Below are 18,332 nucleotides of genomic sequence, written 5' to 3' on the forward strand. Positions count from 1 at the left end.
CTCCGACGCAGGCTGCTGCTCCGACGCAGGCTGCTGCTCCGACGCAGGCTGCTGCTCCGACGCAGGCTGCTGCTCCGACGCAGGCTGCTGCTCCGACGCAGGCTGCTGCTCCGGGGCCGCGTCTGCCCGCGGAGCGTGCCGCGGCCGCTGAGCAGCATTCGGCCGCCGGGCTCGGTGCGGCGTCGGATGAGGTCGTCGGTGCGGGCGGTGCCGTTGTGGCGCAGCCTGTTGAGGAGACTGCGCGGCAAGCTGTTGGCGACGAACAGAGCGCCGCTGCTGGACGGCAGTCGGACCGCGAGCAGGGGGACGCGGGGCCGGAGTTCGCCTTTGTGCCGGTCGATACGGCTGGACCGGAGGTGGCCGCGCCGCCGCTGGCGGCCGAGTCCGGAGACCGCGTCGTCGCGGATCCGACCGGGGGCGAGTCTGCTGGTGCGGCGGGTTCGTCGGCCGGTGCCGGGTTGCTGGAATCCGAAGGGACACAGGCGGTTTCCGAGACAACCGCACCCACAGGGCGCGACTACGCACGGTCCACCGGTGCTGGCGCGGCGTCATTGTCGGCTCAACGGTCCGACCAGGCTGACGCAGAACGGGTGGCGTCCGCGGCCGGGGCATCGGCGCAAGCGAGCGCGCCGACGACCGGTGCGGGTGCGGGTGGTGCTGCCGTGCCGCAAGGTGCCGCCCGGCAGGGTGTCGCGGCGCAGCATGGACGCGCGGCGGACCAGGGTGTCGCGGCGGACCAGGGTGGCGCGGCGGACCAGGGTGGCGCGGCGGACCAGGGTGGTGCGGCGGACCAGGGTGGTGCGAGTACTGCTGGGGAGCAGCAGGGGGACGTGGATCTGTTGCGGGCAGTGGAGGGGGCCTGGGCGGATATTCGGGCGAAGGTTCGGGAGTTCGGGCCTACCGTGCAGGCGTTGTTGTCGGGGGCTTCGGTGGCGCGGATCGAGGGGGATGTGATCGTTTTCGCGCATCAGCACGCGCCATTGGCGCAGCGGCTGTCGGATCCGCGGAATGTGGAGGCGGTGCGGTCGGCGGTGCGGGCCGTGCTCGGCAGTGATCATCCGGTGCGCTGGGAGGCCGGTGGCGCCGCGCCGCGGCCGGCCGCCGCAGCGCAGAAGGCGGGCCGGGGGCGTGGCCAGACCGGGCAGCCGGCCGGGAGTGCGCCGGGACGTGAATCCGGCAACGCGACCGCCCGCGGTTCGGATGCGCCCGCGCCGCCGCGATTCTCGCGACCGAGTCAGGCCAGGGCCGCCGATACCGCGACCGGCGGTGCGCAGCGACCCGCACCGGGCGGCGAAGCCCGGCAGTTCCGCGGCGACGACGATATTCCGCCGCCCGACTACCCCGATCTACCGGATGACCCGGGTCCGATGGACTACCCGCCGATCGACGGCGTCCCACCGCCCTCCACGCCGGAGGAGGAGCAGGAGATGCTGGCTGAATCACAGACCCCGGTGGCGCCGGGGGATCGGCGCGACCCGGATGAGGTCGCCTTGGAGTTGCTCAAAAGTGAGCTGGGTGCCACACGACTCGATGGTTGACAACCGGCGTTCACAAGACGTTAAGTTAACCGGAGTTCGCACACAACGGTAGTATGAACGGGTGGCCGCGAACTGCGGTATCGCGACGTTCTATCGTATGCCCAGGGCTACTGGGCGGTAGGAATCGCGATTACCGCTGCTTGTCGGCTTTTGTACAGCGTTAGGACGACCGGGTTCCGGCCCGGTCGGCGAGGTCTCCCGCGGCCACGCCGCAAACGTGGTGTCGCTGCACAACGCGCTCGAACGGATGACGTTCGGACGCTGCATAGAGCGTGGATGGACGCATGTTCGCCCCCGCCGCACCCCAAGGAAGGAAATACTCCGATATGACCACAGAGGCCTACATTTACGAGGCCATCCGCACTCCACGTGGCCGCGGCAAGAAGACCGGTTCGCTGCACTCGGTGAAGCCGATTGATCTGACGGTTGGTCTGATCCAGGAGCTGCGCGTTCGCTTCCCCAACCTCGACGAGGACCGGATCTCCGACATCATCCTCGGCGTCGTGACCCCGGTCGGCGACCAGGGCATGGACATCGCCCGCACCGCGGTCACCGTGGCCGGTATGCCGGATACCGTCGGCGGCTTCCAGATCAACCGCTTCTGCGCCTCCGGCCTCGAGGCCGTGAACCTGGCCGCGCAGAAGGTCCGCTCGGGCTTCGACGACCTGGTCATCGCCGGTGGCGTCGAGTCCATGTCCCGGGTGCCGATGGGCTCCGACGGCGGCGCCTGGGCACTGGACCCGGCCACCAACTACGACACCTACTTTGTGCCGCAGGGTGTTTCGGCCGACCTCATCGCCACCATCGAGGGCTTCAGCCGCGACGACGTCGACGCCTACGCGGTGCGCTCGCAGGACCTCGCCGACAAGGCGTGGACCGGTGGCTACTTCACCAAGTCCGTTGTTCCGGTCAAGGACCAGAACGGCATCATCGTGCTCGACAACGACGAGCACCGCCGCGCCGGCACCACCGCCGAGGACCTGGCCAAGCTGAACCCGTCGTTCGCCATGGTCGGTGAGATGGGCGGCTTCGACGCGGTCGCGCTGCAGAAGTACCACTTCGTCGAGAAGATCAACCACGTCCACCACGGCGGCAACAGCTCGGGCATCGTCGACGGTGCCGCGCTGGTGCTGGTCGGTACGGAAGAGGCGGGCAAGGCCTCGGGCCTGACCCCGCGTGCCCGCATCGTCGCCACCGCCACCAGCGGCGCCGACTCCACCATCATGCTCACCGGCCCGACCCCGGCCGCGCACAAGGCGCTGGCCAAGGCCGGTCTGTCGGTCGATGACATCGACCTGTTCGAGATCAACGAGGCCTTCGCCTCGGTGGTGCTGAAGTTCCAGAAGGACCTGCAGATCCCGGACGAGAAGCTGAACGTCAACGGCGGCGCCATCGCGATGGGCCACCCGCTCGGTGCCACCGGCGCGATGATCACCGGCACCATGGTCGACGAGCTGGAGCGCCGCAACGGCCGCTACGCGCTGATCACCCTGTGCATCGGCGGCGGCATGGGCGTTGCCACCATCATCGAGCGCGTCTAACCCCAACCGACAGCTGAGAATTCAAGGAGACACAGAGCTGTGAGCGAGACCAACATGATCGGTTGGGAGCAGGATTCGGACGGCATCGTCGTTTTGACGATGGACGACCCGAACCAGGGCGCCAACACGATGAACGAGCTGTACAAGAAGTCCATGACCGCGACCGTGGACCGGCTCGAGGCCGAGAAGGACAACATCACCGGTGTGGTGCTGACCTCGGCCAAGAAGACCTTCTTCGCGGGTGGCGACCTGAAGAACATGATGAAGGTCGGCCCGGAAGACGGCCAGGCCCTCATGGAGGAGCTGGGCACCATCAAGTCGGCGCTGCGTCGGCTGGAGACCCTCGGCAAGCCGGTCGTTTCCGCGATCAACGGCGCGGCCCTCGGCGGCGGCCTGGAGATCACCCTGGCCACCCACTACCGCATCGCGGCCGATGTGCCGGGCGTGCAGCTCGGTCTGCCCGAGGTGAGCCTGGGCCTGCTGCCCGCCGGCGGCGGTGTCACCCGCACCGTGCGCATGCTCGGCCTGCAGGGCGCGCTCATGCAGGTTCTGCTGCAGGGCAACAAGTACCGCCCGGGCAAGGCCAAGGAGATCGGCCTGATCAACGAGGTCGTCGGCTCGATCGAGGAGCTGGTGCCCGCCGCCAAGGCGTGGATCAAGGCCAACCCCGAGGGCGGCGTGCAGCCGTGGGACAAGAAGGGCTTCAAGATCCCGGGCGGCACGCCGTCTACGCCCGCATTTGCCGCCAACCTCCCGGCCTTCCCGGCCAACCTGCGCAAGCAGCTCAAGGGCACCAACATGCCCGCACCGCGCGCCATCATGGCGGCCGCGGTCGAGGGTGCGCAGGTCGATATCGACAACGCGTCGCTGATCGAATCGCGCTACTTCGTCTCGCTGCTGACCGGCCCGGTCGCGAAGAACATGATCCAGGCGTTCTTCTTCGACCTGCAGTCGATCAACAACGGTGGTTCGCGGCCCAAGGATGTCCCGAAGAAGGAGATCCGCAAGGTCGGCGTGCTCGGCGCGGGCATGATGGGCGCGGGTATCGCCTACGTCTCGGCCAAGGCGGGCTACCAGGTCGTGCTCAAGGACGTCACCATCGAGGCGGCCGAGCGCGGCAAGAACTACTCCGAGAAGATCGAGGCCAAGGCGCTGTCCCGCGGTAAGACCACCGAGGAGAAGTCAAAGGCGCTGCTGGACCGGATCAAGCCGACCGCGGATGCGGCCGACTTCGCCGGTGTCGACTTCGTCATCGAGGCCGTCTTCGAGAACACCGAGCTCAAGCACAAGGTGTTCCAGGAGATCGAGGACATCGTCACCCCGGACGCGCTGCTCGGCTCGAACACCTCCACCCTGCCGATCACCGGTCTCGCGACCGGCGTGAAGCGCCAGGAGGACTTCATCGGCATCCACTTCTTCTCGCCGGTCGACAAGATGCCGCTGGTGGAGATCATCAAGGGTGAGAAGACCTCGGACGAGGCGCTGGCCCGGGTGTTCGACTACACCCTCGCGATCAAGAAGACCCCGATCGTCGTCAACGACAGCCGCGGTTTCTTCACCTCGCGGGTGATCGGCACCTTCGTCAACGAGGCGATCGCCATGCTGACCGAGGGCATCGAGCCCGCGACCATCGAGCAGGCGGGTCTGCAGGCGGGCTACCCGGCCGCGCCGCTGCAGCTCTCGGATGAGCTGAACCTCAAGCTCATGCAGAAGATCGCCAAGGAGACCCTCGAGGCCGCCGCGCACGGCGACGCCACCCTGGGCAAGAAGCGTCACCCGGCTCAGGACGTCATCGACTACCTGGTCGAGCAGGGTCGTCCGGGCCGCCTGGAGAAGGCAGGCTTCTACGACTACGACGAAGACGGCAAGCGCATCGGCATCTTCCAGGGCCTGCGCGAGCACTTCAAGACCACCGCCGGTTTCGGTGTGCCGCTGCAGGATCTGATCGACCGCATGCTGTTCATCGAGGCGATCGAGACCCAGAAGTGCTTCGACGAGGGTGTGCTGATCACCACCGCCGACGCCAATATCGGCTCGATCTTCGGCATCGGCTTCCCGGCCTGGACCGGTGGTGTGCACCAGTTCATCGTCGGTTACCCGGGTGGCCAGGCGGCCTTCGTCGAGCGCGCCGACTACCTCGCCAAGACCTACGGCGAGCGCTTCGAGGTTCCGGCCTCGCTGCGCAAGTAGTCTCGCGGTAATTCGCAACGCGCCGTAGCGACTGCTTGCAGGTCGCTCGAAAAGGTCAGCCCGCCACCGCTTTTCGCGGTGGCGGGCTTTCGCCGTTTCGGGCGGAAACGCGGCGTGAGCGATCCCCCTTGGCAAGACTTCTGAAAAAGTTCAGAATGGAGCCATGGTTACCGAAGTTCAGTGGAGCGAGCTACAACGTGATCCCAAAGAGGTCGCGCGGCTGGCCGACCAGGGCGACGTTCGGGTTCGGCGTCGCGACGGTGTACCGCTGCTGCTGATCCGCGAGGATCGTGCACAGTCCCTGTCGGAAGGTTCTGTCGCCGCCGCGCGAGCGCTGCGAAATGTGCTGGTGCACCTGCCCGCCGATATCGCCGCCCGAGCACTGCTCGACGAGTTTCCCTGGGTCGACGTGCTGCCTGTCGAGGCCAAGGCGCGGTTCGTCAAAGACTTCGCCAGGGCCTTTCAGGCGTCAGCGGAACTCGGCGAGTGGTCGGTGCTGGCGCAGACCGTTCAGGAGTGGCGAAGCACAGCCACCATCTATGCCGATCCAGCACTCGCCGAACAGCTTTCCGGGCCACTGGACGACGACTTCGGCCCGGTACCCCAACCGGTCGGGGAGGAATGACCCCATGCCCGCTAAGCGTGGAGACCGGGTCGCGCCACCAGCACGACCCGGCATGTGGGAGGCGCGCTTCGCAACATCAGAGGCCGCGAAGGGCTGGGAGGAGCTATGCCGTACGGCGCGCTCCAACACTTGGGAAGCCTGGATCGTGCTGACCGAACGGCCGACAACACCGGAGAACTCGGCGCGTCAGCACCGTCTGCGGGATGCCTTCGCCTCCCGGCTGATCGGCGGAAATGTCTTGGAGCAGTGGCAGTATGAGGTCACCGCGGGTGGTCGCATCTGGTATTGCCCTGATCCTGACAAGCGGACCGTGTGGCTGGTGCTCGCATGCTCCGGTCATCCGAAGCGGACCGAGTGATCGCTCGATCCCACGAAACTCCTGGTCCTGGAACGCTCTTTCGTGGTCGGCGTCGGCAATGAGATCCGCATCGACGAGGCCGATGCCAGTGACGCGAACAATATCCTTGATGCGCCGCTCGACAATGCCCGTCCGGTCGCCAAGCGTCTGTTGGTCGACCTCGCCGTTCTCGGCCTGGATCCGATCGACAATCTCGAGGGCATGACCTGGGGGCCTCGCCTGCGATCGGGTGCGCGAACCTTGATCCTGGTCAGCGACAACAACTTCGCCGACCAGCAGGTCACCCAGATCGTTGCGCTGGCCCTCCACTAGGAGCCCTATCGCATCTGCGGTGGCGCTCAGCTGGGGCGCAGATCCTCGGCTGCCTGGTAGTACGCATCGGCGGCGCGGGTGAAGTAGTCGAACAGCACCTCGCGCTGTTCGGCGGAATAGCCGCCGATGATTTCGCCGATGCGGCGGCGCGCGGGGGCCAGGATCTCGTCGAGATCGGCTGGCTTGTCGATCAATTCGACAATGACCTTGCGGCGGTCGCCGGGCACGGGGACGCGGCGCACATAGCCCGCGTCCTCCAGGCGATCAATGAGACGGGTGGTCGGGCCGGTGGTCAGTCCGCTGCGGGCGCCGAGTTCTCCGGGGGTCATGGCGCCGTTGAGTTCCAGGATGTTGAGCGCGTAGAGGTCTGTCGCGCCCAGGTCGACGGCTCGGGCGCCCGCCTGTCCGTGCAGCATGACCGCGCTCAGATAGCGGCGGTAGACCTCGCTCGCGTCGGGGCGCATCGGCGGTGTTGACACGGATACCTCCAGCTTCTAATCTCTTCTTCAACGAAGAGACTTCTTCGACGAAGAAAGCTCTTGTAAGAAGAAATCTAACACGGAGGACCATCATGCGCGGCACCGACACCAATGCGGACACCCAGGCCATCCAGGACGTGCTCACGGAATTGATCGAGGCGTGGGGGCGCGGTGACGCCGACGCCTACGGCGCGGTCTTCACCGAAGACGCCACCTACACAAGCTTTCTCGGCACGCTCTACCGCGGTCGCGCCGATATCGCCGCCTCGCACCGTGCCCTGTTCGGCAGCGTCCTGAAGGGCACCCGGCTGGCCGACGACATCGTCGACATCCGCTTCTACGGACCGGACACCGCCGTGGTCAACAGCCACGGCGACACCTACAAGGGCCAGCCCAAGCGCACCGATCAGCTGAGCAAGACCCAGACCTACACCCTGGTCCGTCGTGAGGGTCGCTGGCTGATCGCCGCCTTCCAGAACACCAAGCGCAACAAGCTCATGGAGCGCATCACCTACCTGTCCACCCCCGCCGCCCGCCCGTCCGCCGAACGCTGAACTCCCCCTGCCGTTTTCGCCAGAAGGACCTGCCATGAACGCCCCAGAGCGCAAGCCGCGCAATCGCCGCCGCATCGTCTCCCGCATCCTCGCCGCCTCCGCCATCACCCTCGGCGTCGCCGCGGGCGGCGGTTAACGACGCGGCCCGCCGCCGAGCGCTGAGCGGTTGGCACCCGCCGCGTGGTCGGAGCCACGCTGTTTCGAAAGCCACGCACTCCGGTTGATACCGCGCTACGTTGGAGTGTGCGCAGGCATATCGGGCATCGCGGGATCGTTTCGCGATGTCCGATGTCGGTGTGTTTGTTGATCGCCGGTGACGCCGATTCGATATGAGTTCGAGGTGGTCACGTGAATCCACAGATGCGTTCGGGCAAGGCAAGCCCCGAATCGACTCCGGCCGAATCGGACACTCAGCGACATGCGCCCATCGAGATGGTCGACGAGCTGGAGGCGATGGGCCTGTCGAGTGCCGTCGAGATCGGCCGGGGCGGGTTCGGGGTGGTGTACCGCTGTGTCCAGTACGCACTGAACCGGGTGGTCGCGGTGAAGGTGCTGTCCGAGGAGATCGACGCGGAGAGCCGCGAACGATTCCTGCGCGAAGAACAGGCGATGGGACGGGTGTCCGGGCATCCGAATATCGTCGACATTCTCCAGGTCGATGTCACCCCGACTGGTCAGCCGTTCATTGTCATGCCCTATTGCACCCGCGGATCGCTGGAACAGCTCATCCGCGAACAGGGGCCGCTCACCTGGGCGGATTCCCTGCGTGCCGGGGTGAAGCTGGCCGGTGCCATCGAGAGCGCACATCGTGCCGGGATTCTGCACCGCGACGTCAAACCAGCGAATGTGCTGCTCAGCGCCTACGGTGAACCACAGCTGACCGATTTCGGTATCGCCAGGATCCCGGGTGGTTTCCGCACCTCGAGCCGGTTGATCACCGGCTCACCCGCCTTCACCGCCCCCGAGGTGCTCAAGGGTGCTGAGCCGACGGTCCGTTCCGATGTGTACGGGCTCGGGTCGACGCTGTTCGCGTTGCTGACCGGACACGCCGCCTTCGAGCGGCTGTCGGGGGAGAAGGTGATCGCGCAATTCCTGCGGATCACCACCCAGCCGGTGCCGGATCTGCACGGTCACGACATCCCCGACGATGTCGTCGACGCCATCCAGTACGCGATGAACACCGACGCGAGTGAGCGGCCCGCCTCGGCATTCGAATTCGGTGAGCAGCTGCGCGCGGTGCAGAGTGCACACGACCAGATGCCCGATGAGATGGCGCTATTGGATACCACGGTGGTTCTGGGTGAGCCGGATCATGCGGACGTGACCGAATCCACCTCGACGCGGCCCGCGGTCACCGCACGCCGCAGTTGGCCATTGACATTGCGTCCCGCGGTATCTCGGCATCCGGACAATTCGAGCTCGGCCGTGCCGACACTGCCGCCGACGGCGACGACGAAATTCCGCCCGCCGACCCCGGCCCGCGACCCGGTGCCGCGCCCGCGCCTGCTGGATACGCTGCGCGCCGGTGGCCGTCGCAGGCTCGCGGTGATCCATGCACCGGCCGGATTCGGCAAGAGCACATTGGCCGCGCAATGGCGCACCGAACTCTCCGATGCCGGGGTCGCGGTGGCCTGGCTCGGTGTGGATCAGGACGACGATAACGAGATCTGGTTTCTGGCCCACCTCATCCAGGCGATCCGCCGGGTCCGCCCGGATATCGGCGAGGGTTTGGACCAGGTGCTCGAGGAACGGCCCGCCGATGCGGTCGCCTTCGTCATCTCCACCCTGATCGATGAGATCCATGCCAGCGGCTCCACCGTTGTGGTGATCGTGGACGACTGGCATCGGGTCGGCGATGCCGGCGTGCATCGGGCGATGGATACCTTGCTGGACAATGGATGTCACCATCTGCGCTTCGTGGTGACCAGCCGCGAACAGTCCGGCCTGCCGACCAGCCGGATGCGGGTGCACGACGAACTGGTCGAAATCGGCTCATCGGCGCTGCGCCTGACCACGGCGGAGACCGAGGATATTCTGGTGCGGCGCAATGGTTTCGCACTCACCGACAACCAGGTGGAGCAGATCCACGCGACCACCGACGGCTGGCCCGCCGCCATCCAGCTGGTGAGTTTGTCATTGCGCGGCAATATCGATCCGGATCGGTTGATCGCCAATCTCGCCGAGGGCAGTCACGGCATTCGCGAGTATTTGGCCGAGAATGTGCTGAACACGCTCGAACCCAGGATGCTCGACTTCCTGACCTCGATCTCGATCACCGAGCGCGTCAGCGGTTCGCTGGCCTCGGCGCTGTCGGAGGATCCGGACGGTGAACAGCTGCTGGAGCAGGCCGAACAGCGAGAGTTGTTCGTGCGGCGCATTGCCCACGATCCCGAGTGGTTCCGGATGCAGCCGCTGTTCGCCGAACATCTGCGGGCGCGGTTGGAGCGTTCCGACCCGGCCGAGCTGCGGGCATTGCACCGCAAGGCATCCCGCTGGTACGCCGAACACCAGCTATTGCGCAAGTCGGTCGATCACGCGCTGGCGGCGACGGATCTGAAGATGGCCCTCGACCTGCTCGAGAGCGGCGGCATGGACCTCATCGACAAGTCCCGGCTCGCGACGCTGCTGGGCACGGTATCGAAACTGCCGGTGCAGCAAGTGGCTTCGCGATCCAAACTGCTGATGGCAGTCGCCAGGGCGAATGTGAATCTGCAGCAGTCCAGTGCGGCCCGGACCGCTTTGAGCCGATTGTCCAATGTGCTGGCGCGCGGGTCCGCCAGCGATGACGATGTGGTCCGGCAGCGCTGTGAGGCGGCAGTGCTCGCGGCCTCGGACCAGATCGCACGCGACCACACCGAGGGTGTACTGGACCGGGTGGCCGACTGTCTGGAAAAGCCCGACGAACTGCCCGCGTGGACCGTATCGACCGCGGCGAATCTGATCTCTTTCGTGCGACTGTGCGAATTCGATTTCGACGGCGCCCGCGAAATCCAGGAGTGGGCCGCCCCGTATCACGCCCGATCCAAGGATCCGCTCGGCGTGGTATTCGGCCTGTGCGGACAGGGTGCCGCGGCCTATGAACAACTCGATATCGCCACCGCCACAGGCTGTTTCCAACAGGCATGGGAGACCGCGCGGGAGCGGTCGGGGCCGCGCTCACATGCCGTGCGGGTGGCCGCCGCGCTGGTCGGTGAGATGAATTACCGCCGAGGCGAACTCGATACCGCTGATCGGCTGCTCGACGACAGCCACGAATTGGTCACCCGGGTCGGTCCGGTCGACTTCCTGATCTCCACCTTCGTGATCGGCGCTCGGGTCAAGGCCGCGCTCGGCGATCTCTACACGGCCACCGCGCGTCTCGACGAGGGCGATCGAATCGCCACCGATAACCGGCTGATTCGGCTCGCCGCGCATATTCGCGCCGAGCGGCTGCGCCTCGGCCTGCTGACCGATACCGCGGCCCGGCGGGCTGCCGACGCCGCGTCCGGATACGAATCGGATATCTCCGGAACCATTCACCAGGCACATCGGATGACGGGTGCGGCGGCGCTGGCGGCGGAGGCGGAGGAGATCGCCGCCATCCGGGCGCTGCTGGCCGGACGTCAGCTGCGTTCGGATGATCGTGCGGTGCGCCGGGCCCGCGCACTGCACGGCCGGATGGTCGAACAGCAGCGCCCCCGTGCGGAATTGGATACCGCACTGCTGTTGGCCGAATGTCTGGCCGCCTCCGGCTGGGTCGGCGAGGCCACCGGACTGCTGCTGCCCGCCGCGGCCACCTGTGCCGAACACGGCTGGACCATGCCACTTTTGGATGCGGGCCCCGGTGTGCTGTCCATCCTGGGGGTGCTGCGCACCGAAATGCGTGGCACACCGGGACAAACCGGAGATACCGCACTGCCCGCCCTATTCCTGGATGAACTCCTCGGCTAGGACGGGCAGTCGCGGGGTAATGGTTACGGCTGCCACCATGGCCGCAGCGGCAGACCGGATTCGCCGTTCGGGCCGAGTTTGACGCCGAGCACCTGGTGCAGCTGAACCACATTGCGCTGGAAGCCGAGTCGGCAACCGGCCATGTACAGGCCCCACACCTTCGCGGTGCCCTCGCCGACCTCCGCGACGCACGCATCCCAGTTGGTGACCAGATTCTTACACCATTCGTGCAGGGTGAGCGCGTAGTGCTCGCGCAGATTCTCCTCGTGCGTCACCTCGAGGCCGACATTCTGGATCTCGGAGATGATCCGGCCCGAGCCGATCAGTTCGCCGTCCGGGAAGACATAGCGGTCGATGAAGTCACCGGCCTTGGTGGTCCGGGTGTTGTCCGGCCGGGTGATGGAGTGGTTCAGGAACAGGCCACCCTCGCGCAGCTTGCTCTTGATGTAGTCGAAGTAGAACGGGTAGTTGTGCACACCGATGTGTTCGGTCAACCCGATCGACGAGACGGCGTCGAAGCCGACCTCCGGAATATCGCGGTAATCGGAGTGCCGCACCTCGGCCAGCTCCGACAGTCCCTGTTCGGCGATCCGCTGCTGCGCCCACTCCGCCTGTTCCGCGGATAGTGTCGCGCCGATGACCTTGACGCCGCGCTTGGCCGCATAGCGCACCATGCCGCCCCAGCCGCACCCGATATCGAGCAGGCGGTCGCCCTCCTTCAGCCGCAGCTTGTCGAAGACCAGGCGGTACTTGTTCTCCTGGGCCTGCTCCAGCGTCCAGTTCTCGTCCTGATAGACCGCGCAGGTGTAGGTCATCGAGGGGCCGAGGACGTATTCGTAGAAGGTGTTCGAGACGTCGTAGTGGTGGTGGATGGCCTCGGCGTCGCGAGTCTTGGAGTGCCGCAGGCCTTCCAGTGCGATCCGGCGCCACCGCGGCAGCGTCTCCTGCGGGGGCGGTGCGATCGGTTTGAGCCGCTCCCATCCGAGCGAGCGGGCGATGGTGACCAGCGCCAGCGCCGAAGGACGACGGAACTTCAAGCCGTCCATCGCCTTCAGAATGTTGTACGGATCGCCGGGGTGGATGCCGGTGGCGGTCAGATCACCGGATATGTACGCGCGGGCCATGCCTAGGTCGCCGGGCGCGGTCGCCAGGTAGTTGATGCCGCGCGGGGTCTTGATCTCCAGGCTGTATTCCGAATCCTCCGGTCCGGTCGTGCTGCCGTCGTAGGCGGTCAGCCGGATCGGGACATCGCCGTCGATCAGGGTCTCGAAGATCTCGGCAATGCTGAGTTTTGTCCCGAGGTCCGCGAAGACATCGGAACGGTCCTTGAATGTAGTCATTTGCGTTGCACCGCCTTCGAATACAAATCCAGCAATCGCTGGTCCGGGTCGTAGCGCTTCTTCAATTCGGTGTAGGTTTCGCCGCCGTACAGGGCCGCGAATTCATCTTCGCCGTAATAGGAATCCGAGTACAGGGATTTGTGACCGTCGAATTCGGACACCGTCCGCTCGATGGCGCGGTTGGCCGTGCCCTCCTGCTGACCGGCGACGGTCGGGACCGCGGACCAGAATCCGACATTGACGTAGGTCCGGTTGGGCGCCAATGGATACAGCGGCCACGGGCGGGCATCGGTCGCCGCCGTTGTTTCCCGCAGCCGCAGTGGGCACAGCCAGACCGGTTCGATCGGAATTTCGCGCAGGAACCATTCGACGAAGTCCGCGGTCCGCTCGACCGGCACCTCGATGTCCTGCACCACCCGCTCGCGCGGCAGGTTGCCCTGGCGGGCCTCCAGCTTGTCGCCGATGTGGTACTTGTGATCCAGCGCGATGAGCTTCCAGTAGAAACTGCTGCGGCGGTAGCGCTTCGGCCAGAACCGACGGATCTTCGGATTCTGCGTACCGAAGGCGCGCGAGCACCAGAACCAGTCGGTGTCCCAGCGCCACAGGTAGTCGTGGATGGTCAGTCGGTCACGCTTGGGTTGTGCGGAGTCGTGCTGGATGGACCGGTAGTAGATGTCCAGATCGGTGTAGTCGCTGACCGGGCCGGGCTCGTCGGTCTGGTGGCCCAGCGTCAGGTAGCTCTCGTCGGCGGTGAAGACCACGCCGTCGAGGTAGTCGACGGGTTCACCGTCGTAGGTCTTATCGGTGACGATCTGGGCCAGGGTGGATTCGAGTTCGCGCAGATCATGGAAGCGGATGTGGCGCAGCGCCACATAGGGCCGCACGGCCTCCAGTTCGATCTTCAGGCGGACCGAGTAACCGAGGGTGCCGTAGGAGTTCGGGAAGCCGCGGAACAGATCGGCGTGCTCGCCATCCGGTGTCGCGGTGATGATTTCGCCCGCGCCGGTCAGCACGTCCATCTCCAGTACCGACTCGTGTGGCAGGCCATTGCGGAACGAGGTGGACTCGATGCCGAGGCCGGTGACCGCGCCGCCGAGGGTGATCGTCTTGAGCTGCGGCACCACCAGCGGGGCCAGTCCGTAGGGCAGGGTGGCGGCGACCAGATCCTCGTAGGTGGTCATCCCGGCCACCTCGGCGGTCTTGGCCTCGGCGTCCACCGCGATGACCTTGGCCAGTCCGGAGACGTCGAGTCCGGGTGCGGTGTTCTTGGCCCTGGCCCGGAACAGATTCGAGGTCTTCTTCGCCAGTCGGACGTTGGCGTCGGTGGGTATTGCGCGATAACTGGCCAACAGTCGGTCCACACCCGCCCGATGCGCGGCGAAACCCGATTCGTGTGCGGCCGACGCGGGTCCGGCCTTCCCCAACAGACTCACTGCCACTCCTCGACGCTAATACGCACCGGTTCGCCGAGCCACTGCCATGACGTAGACGAGGGATAAATGTCACGGATCCGTTGCATCGGGAATATCAAGGACTCGCCGTATCAGTGCAGCGGTGATCCGGGCCGTGTTCGCTGCTCGTCGCGCGGGCTCCGCTCCCGCGTCGAGCAGCCGTTTCGCACGATGTATTGCATGGATCCCCTCCGGCGCAATCTGATCGAAGCCTAACAGTGTGGACCGGTCGGCGCGCGGTGATCAACATCGCGCCGCGCGGACCGACCTCGACGCCACGCAGCGCCGCCGACAGGGCAGGATAAGGGGGAAGCCGCGGGAGCGGAGCCGCGGAGCGACCGAACCGCGGGGAGCGAGCCCGCGGAGCGACCAGAAGACGCAGCCGGACAAGGAGCTCATTGTGGGACAGGTCAGCGCCAGCAGTTCGATCACCGTCGCGGCGGATCCGCAGCGCACACTCGAGGCCATCGCGGATTACGAGACGGTGCGTCCGCGCATCCTGTCCTCGCACTACCGCGACTACAAGGTGGTGGAGGGCGGCAAGGGGGCGGGCACCGTCGCCGAGTGGACCCTGCAGGCCACCGAGAAGCGTTCCCGCAATGTGCATGCGGTCGTTTCGGTTTCCGATTCCATCGTGACCGAACGGGATTCGAATTCGACGCTGGTGAACACCTGGACGGTGACGCCGGACGGTTCGGGTTCGCGGATAACCCTGCGTACCTCGTGGCAGGGCGCGGGCGGTGTCGCCGGCATCTTCGAGGGCATCTTCGCACCGTTGGGGCTGAAGAAGATTCAGGCCGAGGTGCTCGCGAATCTGGCGCGCGAACTCGCCTGAGACAACCGAATGGCCCGGCACCACACGTGCCGGGCCTTTCGATCAGGCGGCATATAGTTTGGCGGGCATCGAGCGGTAGGCGTGCAGGTTCCGCAGGGGATGCGGGATCGGCGGGCCGTCCAGGCGCAGATCCGGGAACCGCTCGAAGAGGGCTCGCAGCGCGACGGTGCCTTCCAATCGGGCCAGCGTCGCTCCCAGGCAGCCGTGCATCCCGCTGCCGAACGAGAGATGGTCCCCGGCGTTGGCCCTGGTGATATCGAATCTTTCGGGATCGGGGAAGACTGCGGGGTCGTAGTTGGCGCCCGCCAACGACAGCAGTATCAGGGCACCGGATTTGACGCGCTGATCGGCGATGTCGACCTCGCAGCTCGCGACCCGGCCCGTCATCCGCACCGGACCGTCGTAGCGCAGGATTTCCTCGACCGCGCGCGGCCAGAGCTCCGGCTGCGCGGCCAACAGTTCCAGCTGGTCCGGATGACTTGTCAGCAGGGCGATTCCGTTGCCGAGCATATTCACCGTGGTCAAGAACCCGGCGTCCAGCAGTAGCGCCGCATTGGCCATCTGCTCCCGGCGGGTGAGCTCGCCACCCTTCACCAGCATGCTGAGCACGTCGTCGCCCGGTGCGGCGGTGAGCCTGTCGAGGTATTGGTTGAAGTACTGCTCGACCTCGGCCAGATCTTCGATGGCGTGGCGGTAGGTGGCCCAGCTCAGACCGCGTTCGAGCAGCGGCGCACCGCTGTCTCCCCACTTCAGCAGGGTCGCATGCATCTCGGCGGGCAACCCGAGGATCTCGGCGATGATCGCGACGGGCAGCTGTTGGCAGAAGTCGACGATCAGATCCGGCCGCGGCTTCGATTGCAGGTTGTCGAGCAGGTCATCGGTCACTTCGACAACCCGTTCCCGCAGTTCGGCGATCGCCTTCGGGGTGAATGCCTGCCCGACCAGGCGACGGTAGCGGGTGTGATCCGGCGGATCGGTCACCAGCATCGAGGGCGGTTCCGTGAGGTTGGGCAGCTCCGGATCCGTCTTGGTCATCACCCATTGGATCGGCTTGGGCAGGGCTCGATGGTTGGGCGTGACCACGCTGAAGCGACGGTCCCGCAGGATGAGTCGGCACACTTCGTAGTCCGCGGTCACGCGCGCCCCCGATATCGTGGGGATCCGGCCCCGCTGCCGGATCTGCTCCAGGTAGCTCGACGAGCCGAGCAGACGATCCGGACCGATCGCCATCTGCCCGAGGGGATTGCCCCCGCGCGCCGTCAACAGGAGAAGGAACCGTGGCAGGCCATGTAACAGCAGCCACCTAATCCACACGCGGATCAATACGTTGTCACCTCCCACTCCGGTTTCTTACCTATGATAGATAGTCGCTATGGCGGAGCGTTGCGTTGCTGCGGCCCGGCTGCTACGCCTCGACGACGCGCCCGCGTGTAACCGTGTTCCGAGCGCTCACCAATTTTGGTTTTTGGGCGCCGGAGGTGATGGAACGACGTTCAGATCAGGTGAGGTGCACCATGGACAGACGTGGTTTCATTAGGGGCGCTGGCCTGGCCGCGATGACGGGTCTTGCGGGTGGCAGCACGCTTGCGGCAGCCGCGTCGGCGGCACGGGCCGAAGACTTCAGCCCGAGCCCGATTGCGCCGGTGTACCGCATGCTGGTGCCGGAGATCTTCGCGCCGCTGCCGGATCCGGCCGATCATGTGCCCGCGATCGTCATCGGATCGGGGTTCGGGGGTGCGATCACCGCGCTGCGCCTGGCGGAGGCCGGAGTCCAGGTCGCGGTGCTCGAGCGCGGGTCGCGCTGGCCGAATGATCCGTGGCGCGACATCTTCTGCGGCGACACGATTCCGGATGGCCGCGGCTTCTGGCATTGCACCACCTTTACCGGTGCGAACCGGATCCCGGTGCAGTTCGATGCGTTCGGCGGGGTCCTCGACGTTTGCTGTTACCCGGGCATGGACGTGTGGCGCGGTGCGTGTGTGGGCGGTGGCTCGGTGGTGTTCACCGGGGTGATGATCGAGCCGGAGCAGCGGTTCTTCGACCAAGTGTTCCGCGGTGTGGTCGACTACCGCGAGATGCACGAGGTCTACTACCCCAGGGTCCGAGAGATGTTGCGGCTGAGCCCGGTACCGGATGACATCTATGACTCTTGGGCGTTCGCGCATTCGCGGGCCTGGGACGACCAGGTCCGCGCGGCCGGGCATACACCGCAGCGCATCGACAGCAGTTGGAATTGGAACATCATCCGCGACGAGCTGGCCGGACGGTCGCTGCCGTCGGCGACGATCGGCCGTTCGAACCTGGGCAATTCCAACGGTGCGAAGTTCGATCTGAACCAGAACTATCTGCGCTATGCCGAGGGCACCGGCTGTGCCCAGATCTATCCCGGCCATCGCGTGGATGCCATCGCCGAGGAACCGGGTCGCTATGCCGTCACCGTTACCAAACTCGCCCCTACCGGCGAGGTGTTGCGTACCCGGACGCTGACCTGCGACACGCTGTTCCTCGCCGCGGGCTCCGTCGGCACTTCCGAGCTGCTGGTGCGCGCGCAGGCGACCGGCGCGCTGCCGAACCTGAACGAGCACATCGGCGAAGGCTGGGGCGGCAACGGCGACGTCGTGTTGGCGCGGTCGGCCAGCTTGCCCGTCGTGGGTACCCAGGGCGCCGCGTCCGTGAGCCGGATCCTGGACGAGGCGGGCGCACCCGTATCACTGGAGAACTGGTTCGTCCCCGGTGTGACACCCCTCGATATCGGCATTCTCGGATCGCTGGGCATGGTGCTCGACGACACCCGCGGCCGGTTCGTCTACAACCCGGCCGACGGGCGCGTGAACCTGCAATGGCCGGACAACGGCGCGGCCGGCTACCTCGCGCGAGCGCGGGAGGTCAACGAGCAGGCGGGCGTGCCCGGCCTGCCCGCCCGACCGGCCTGGGAAGCGAACGCCTCGTTCACCCCACATCCGTTGGGCGGTGCGGTGATCGGACGCGCGACAGATCGCTACGGCCGGGTTTCCGGGCATCGAGGCCTGTACGTAATGGACGGGGCGGCCGTGCCAGGCAGCACCGGAACAGTGAACCCGTCGCTGACGATCAGCGCGCTGGCCGAGCGCAATATCGCAGAGATCATTCGTTCTGGGCGGTAGTCGACGGGACGTCGGAATCCGGACACCAGAGTCCGA

Annotated in this window: 12 protein-coding genes and 2 pseudogenes; 10 read left to right on the forward strand and 4 right to left on the reverse strand. The window is 66.3% G+C overall.

Translation table 11 applies throughout. The features are described 5' to 3' along the window. The 6 genes and pseudogenes from ABZ293_RS22820 to ABZ293_RS22845 form a co-directional block, all read left to right on the forward strand. A pseudogene (locus ABZ293_RS22820) lies at positions 1-1,538 on the forward strand (hypothetical protein); the annotation flags it as partial. 326 nt (positions 1,539-1,864) lie between these two features. Then, a complete protein-coding gene (locus ABZ293_RS22825) occupies positions 1,865-3,079 on the forward strand; it encodes an acetyl-CoA C-acetyltransferase (protein ID WP_355183566.1) in 1,215 nt (404 codons plus the stop codon). 39 nt (positions 3,080-3,118) lie between these two features. Then, positions 3,119-5,269 (forward strand): 3-hydroxyacyl-CoA dehydrogenase NAD-binding domain-containing protein, encoded by a 2,151-nt coding sequence (locus ABZ293_RS22830; RefSeq protein WP_355183568.1) that lies wholly within the window; start codon positions 3,119-3,121, stop codon positions 5,267-5,269. A 163-nt stretch (positions 5,270-5,432) separates the two neighbouring features. Continuing rightward, the gene (locus tag ABZ293_RS22835; RefSeq protein ID WP_355183570.1) at positions 5,433-5,894 is read left to right on the forward strand and encodes a hypothetical protein; all 462 of its coding nucleotides are present in this window, start codon (positions 5,433-5,435) and stop codon (positions 5,892-5,894) included. Between the two features lie 4 nt (positions 5,895-5,898). Further along, the gene (locus tag ABZ293_RS22840) at positions 5,899-6,252 is read left to right on the forward strand and encodes a hypothetical protein (RefSeq protein WP_355183572.1); all 354 of its coding nucleotides are present in this window, start codon (positions 5,899-5,901) and stop codon (positions 6,250-6,252) included. Between the two features lie 15 nt (positions 6,253-6,267). After that, a pseudogene (locus ABZ293_RS22845) lies at positions 6,268-6,564 on the forward strand (esterase-like activity of phytase family protein); the annotation flags it as partial. A 26-nt stretch (positions 6,565-6,590) separates the two neighbouring features. On the opposite strand, the gene ABZ293_RS22850 reads toward ABZ293_RS22845, so the two are convergent. Then, the gene (locus ABZ293_RS22850) at positions 6,591-7,043 is read right to left on the reverse strand and encodes a MarR family transcriptional regulator (RefSeq protein WP_355183574.1); all 453 of its coding nucleotides are present in this window, start codon (positions 7,041-7,043) and stop codon (positions 6,591-6,593) included. A 92-nt stretch (positions 7,044-7,135) separates the two neighbouring features. On the opposite strand from ABZ293_RS22850, the gene ABZ293_RS22855 reads away from it, so the two are divergent. Together ABZ293_RS22855 and ABZ293_RS22860 are read left to right on the forward strand one after the other, a co-directional pair. Continuing rightward, positions 7,136-7,597 (forward strand): SgcJ/EcaC family oxidoreductase, encoded by a 462-nt coding sequence (locus tag ABZ293_RS22855; RefSeq protein WP_355183576.1) that lies wholly within the window; start codon positions 7,136-7,138, stop codon positions 7,595-7,597. A 348-nt stretch (positions 7,598-7,945) separates the two neighbouring features. Further along, positions 7,946-11,527: a protein kinase gene (locus ABZ293_RS22860; RefSeq protein ID WP_355183578.1), complete on the forward strand. Its 3,582-nt coding sequence runs from the start codon at positions 7,946-7,948 to the stop codon at positions 11,525-11,527. 23 nt (positions 11,528-11,550) lie between these two features. On the opposite strand, the gene ABZ293_RS22865 is transcribed toward ABZ293_RS22860, so the two are convergent. Beyond that, complete coding sequence (locus ABZ293_RS22865; protein ID WP_355183581.1) at positions 11,551-12,867, reverse strand: class I SAM-dependent methyltransferase; 1,317 nt, start codon at positions 12,865-12,867, stop codon at positions 11,551-11,553. Further along, on the reverse strand, positions 12,864-14,300 hold the full coding sequence (locus ABZ293_RS22870; RefSeq protein ID WP_355183582.1) for an FAD-binding oxidoreductase: 1,437 nt from the start codon (positions 14,298-14,300) through the stop codon (positions 12,864-12,866). Before ABZ293_RS22870 ends, ABZ293_RS22865 begins: the two co-directional genes overlap by 4 nt. A 418-nt stretch (positions 14,301-14,718) precedes the next feature. Here ABZ293_RS22870 and ABZ293_RS22875 point away from each other — a divergent pair, with 418 nt between their 5' ends. Further along, positions 14,719-15,153, forward strand: coding sequence for an SRPBCC family protein (locus tag ABZ293_RS22875; RefSeq protein ID WP_355183584.1), 435 nt, complete (start codon positions 14,719-14,721; stop codon positions 15,151-15,153). A gap of 42 nt (positions 15,154-15,195) precedes the next feature. Here ABZ293_RS22875 and ABZ293_RS22880 read toward each other — a convergent pair whose 3' ends face one another. Next, entirely contained in the window at positions 15,196-16,383 is a 1,188-nt protein-coding gene (locus ABZ293_RS22880; protein WP_355183586.1) for a cytochrome P450, read from the reverse strand. Positions 16,384-16,667: 284 nt separating this feature from the next. Here ABZ293_RS22880 and ABZ293_RS22885 point away from each other — a divergent pair, with 284 nt between their 5' ends. Next, positions 16,668-18,296, forward strand: coding sequence for a GMC oxidoreductase (locus ABZ293_RS22885; protein WP_355183588.1), 1,629 nt, complete (start codon positions 16,668-16,670; stop codon positions 18,294-18,296). Positions 18,297-18,332: the final 36 nt, after the last annotated feature.

The organism is Nocardia sp. NPDC005998 (genome assembly GCF_040614395.1).
Lineage (GTDB): Bacteria > Actinomycetota > Actinomycetes > Mycobacteriales > Mycobacteriaceae > Nocardia.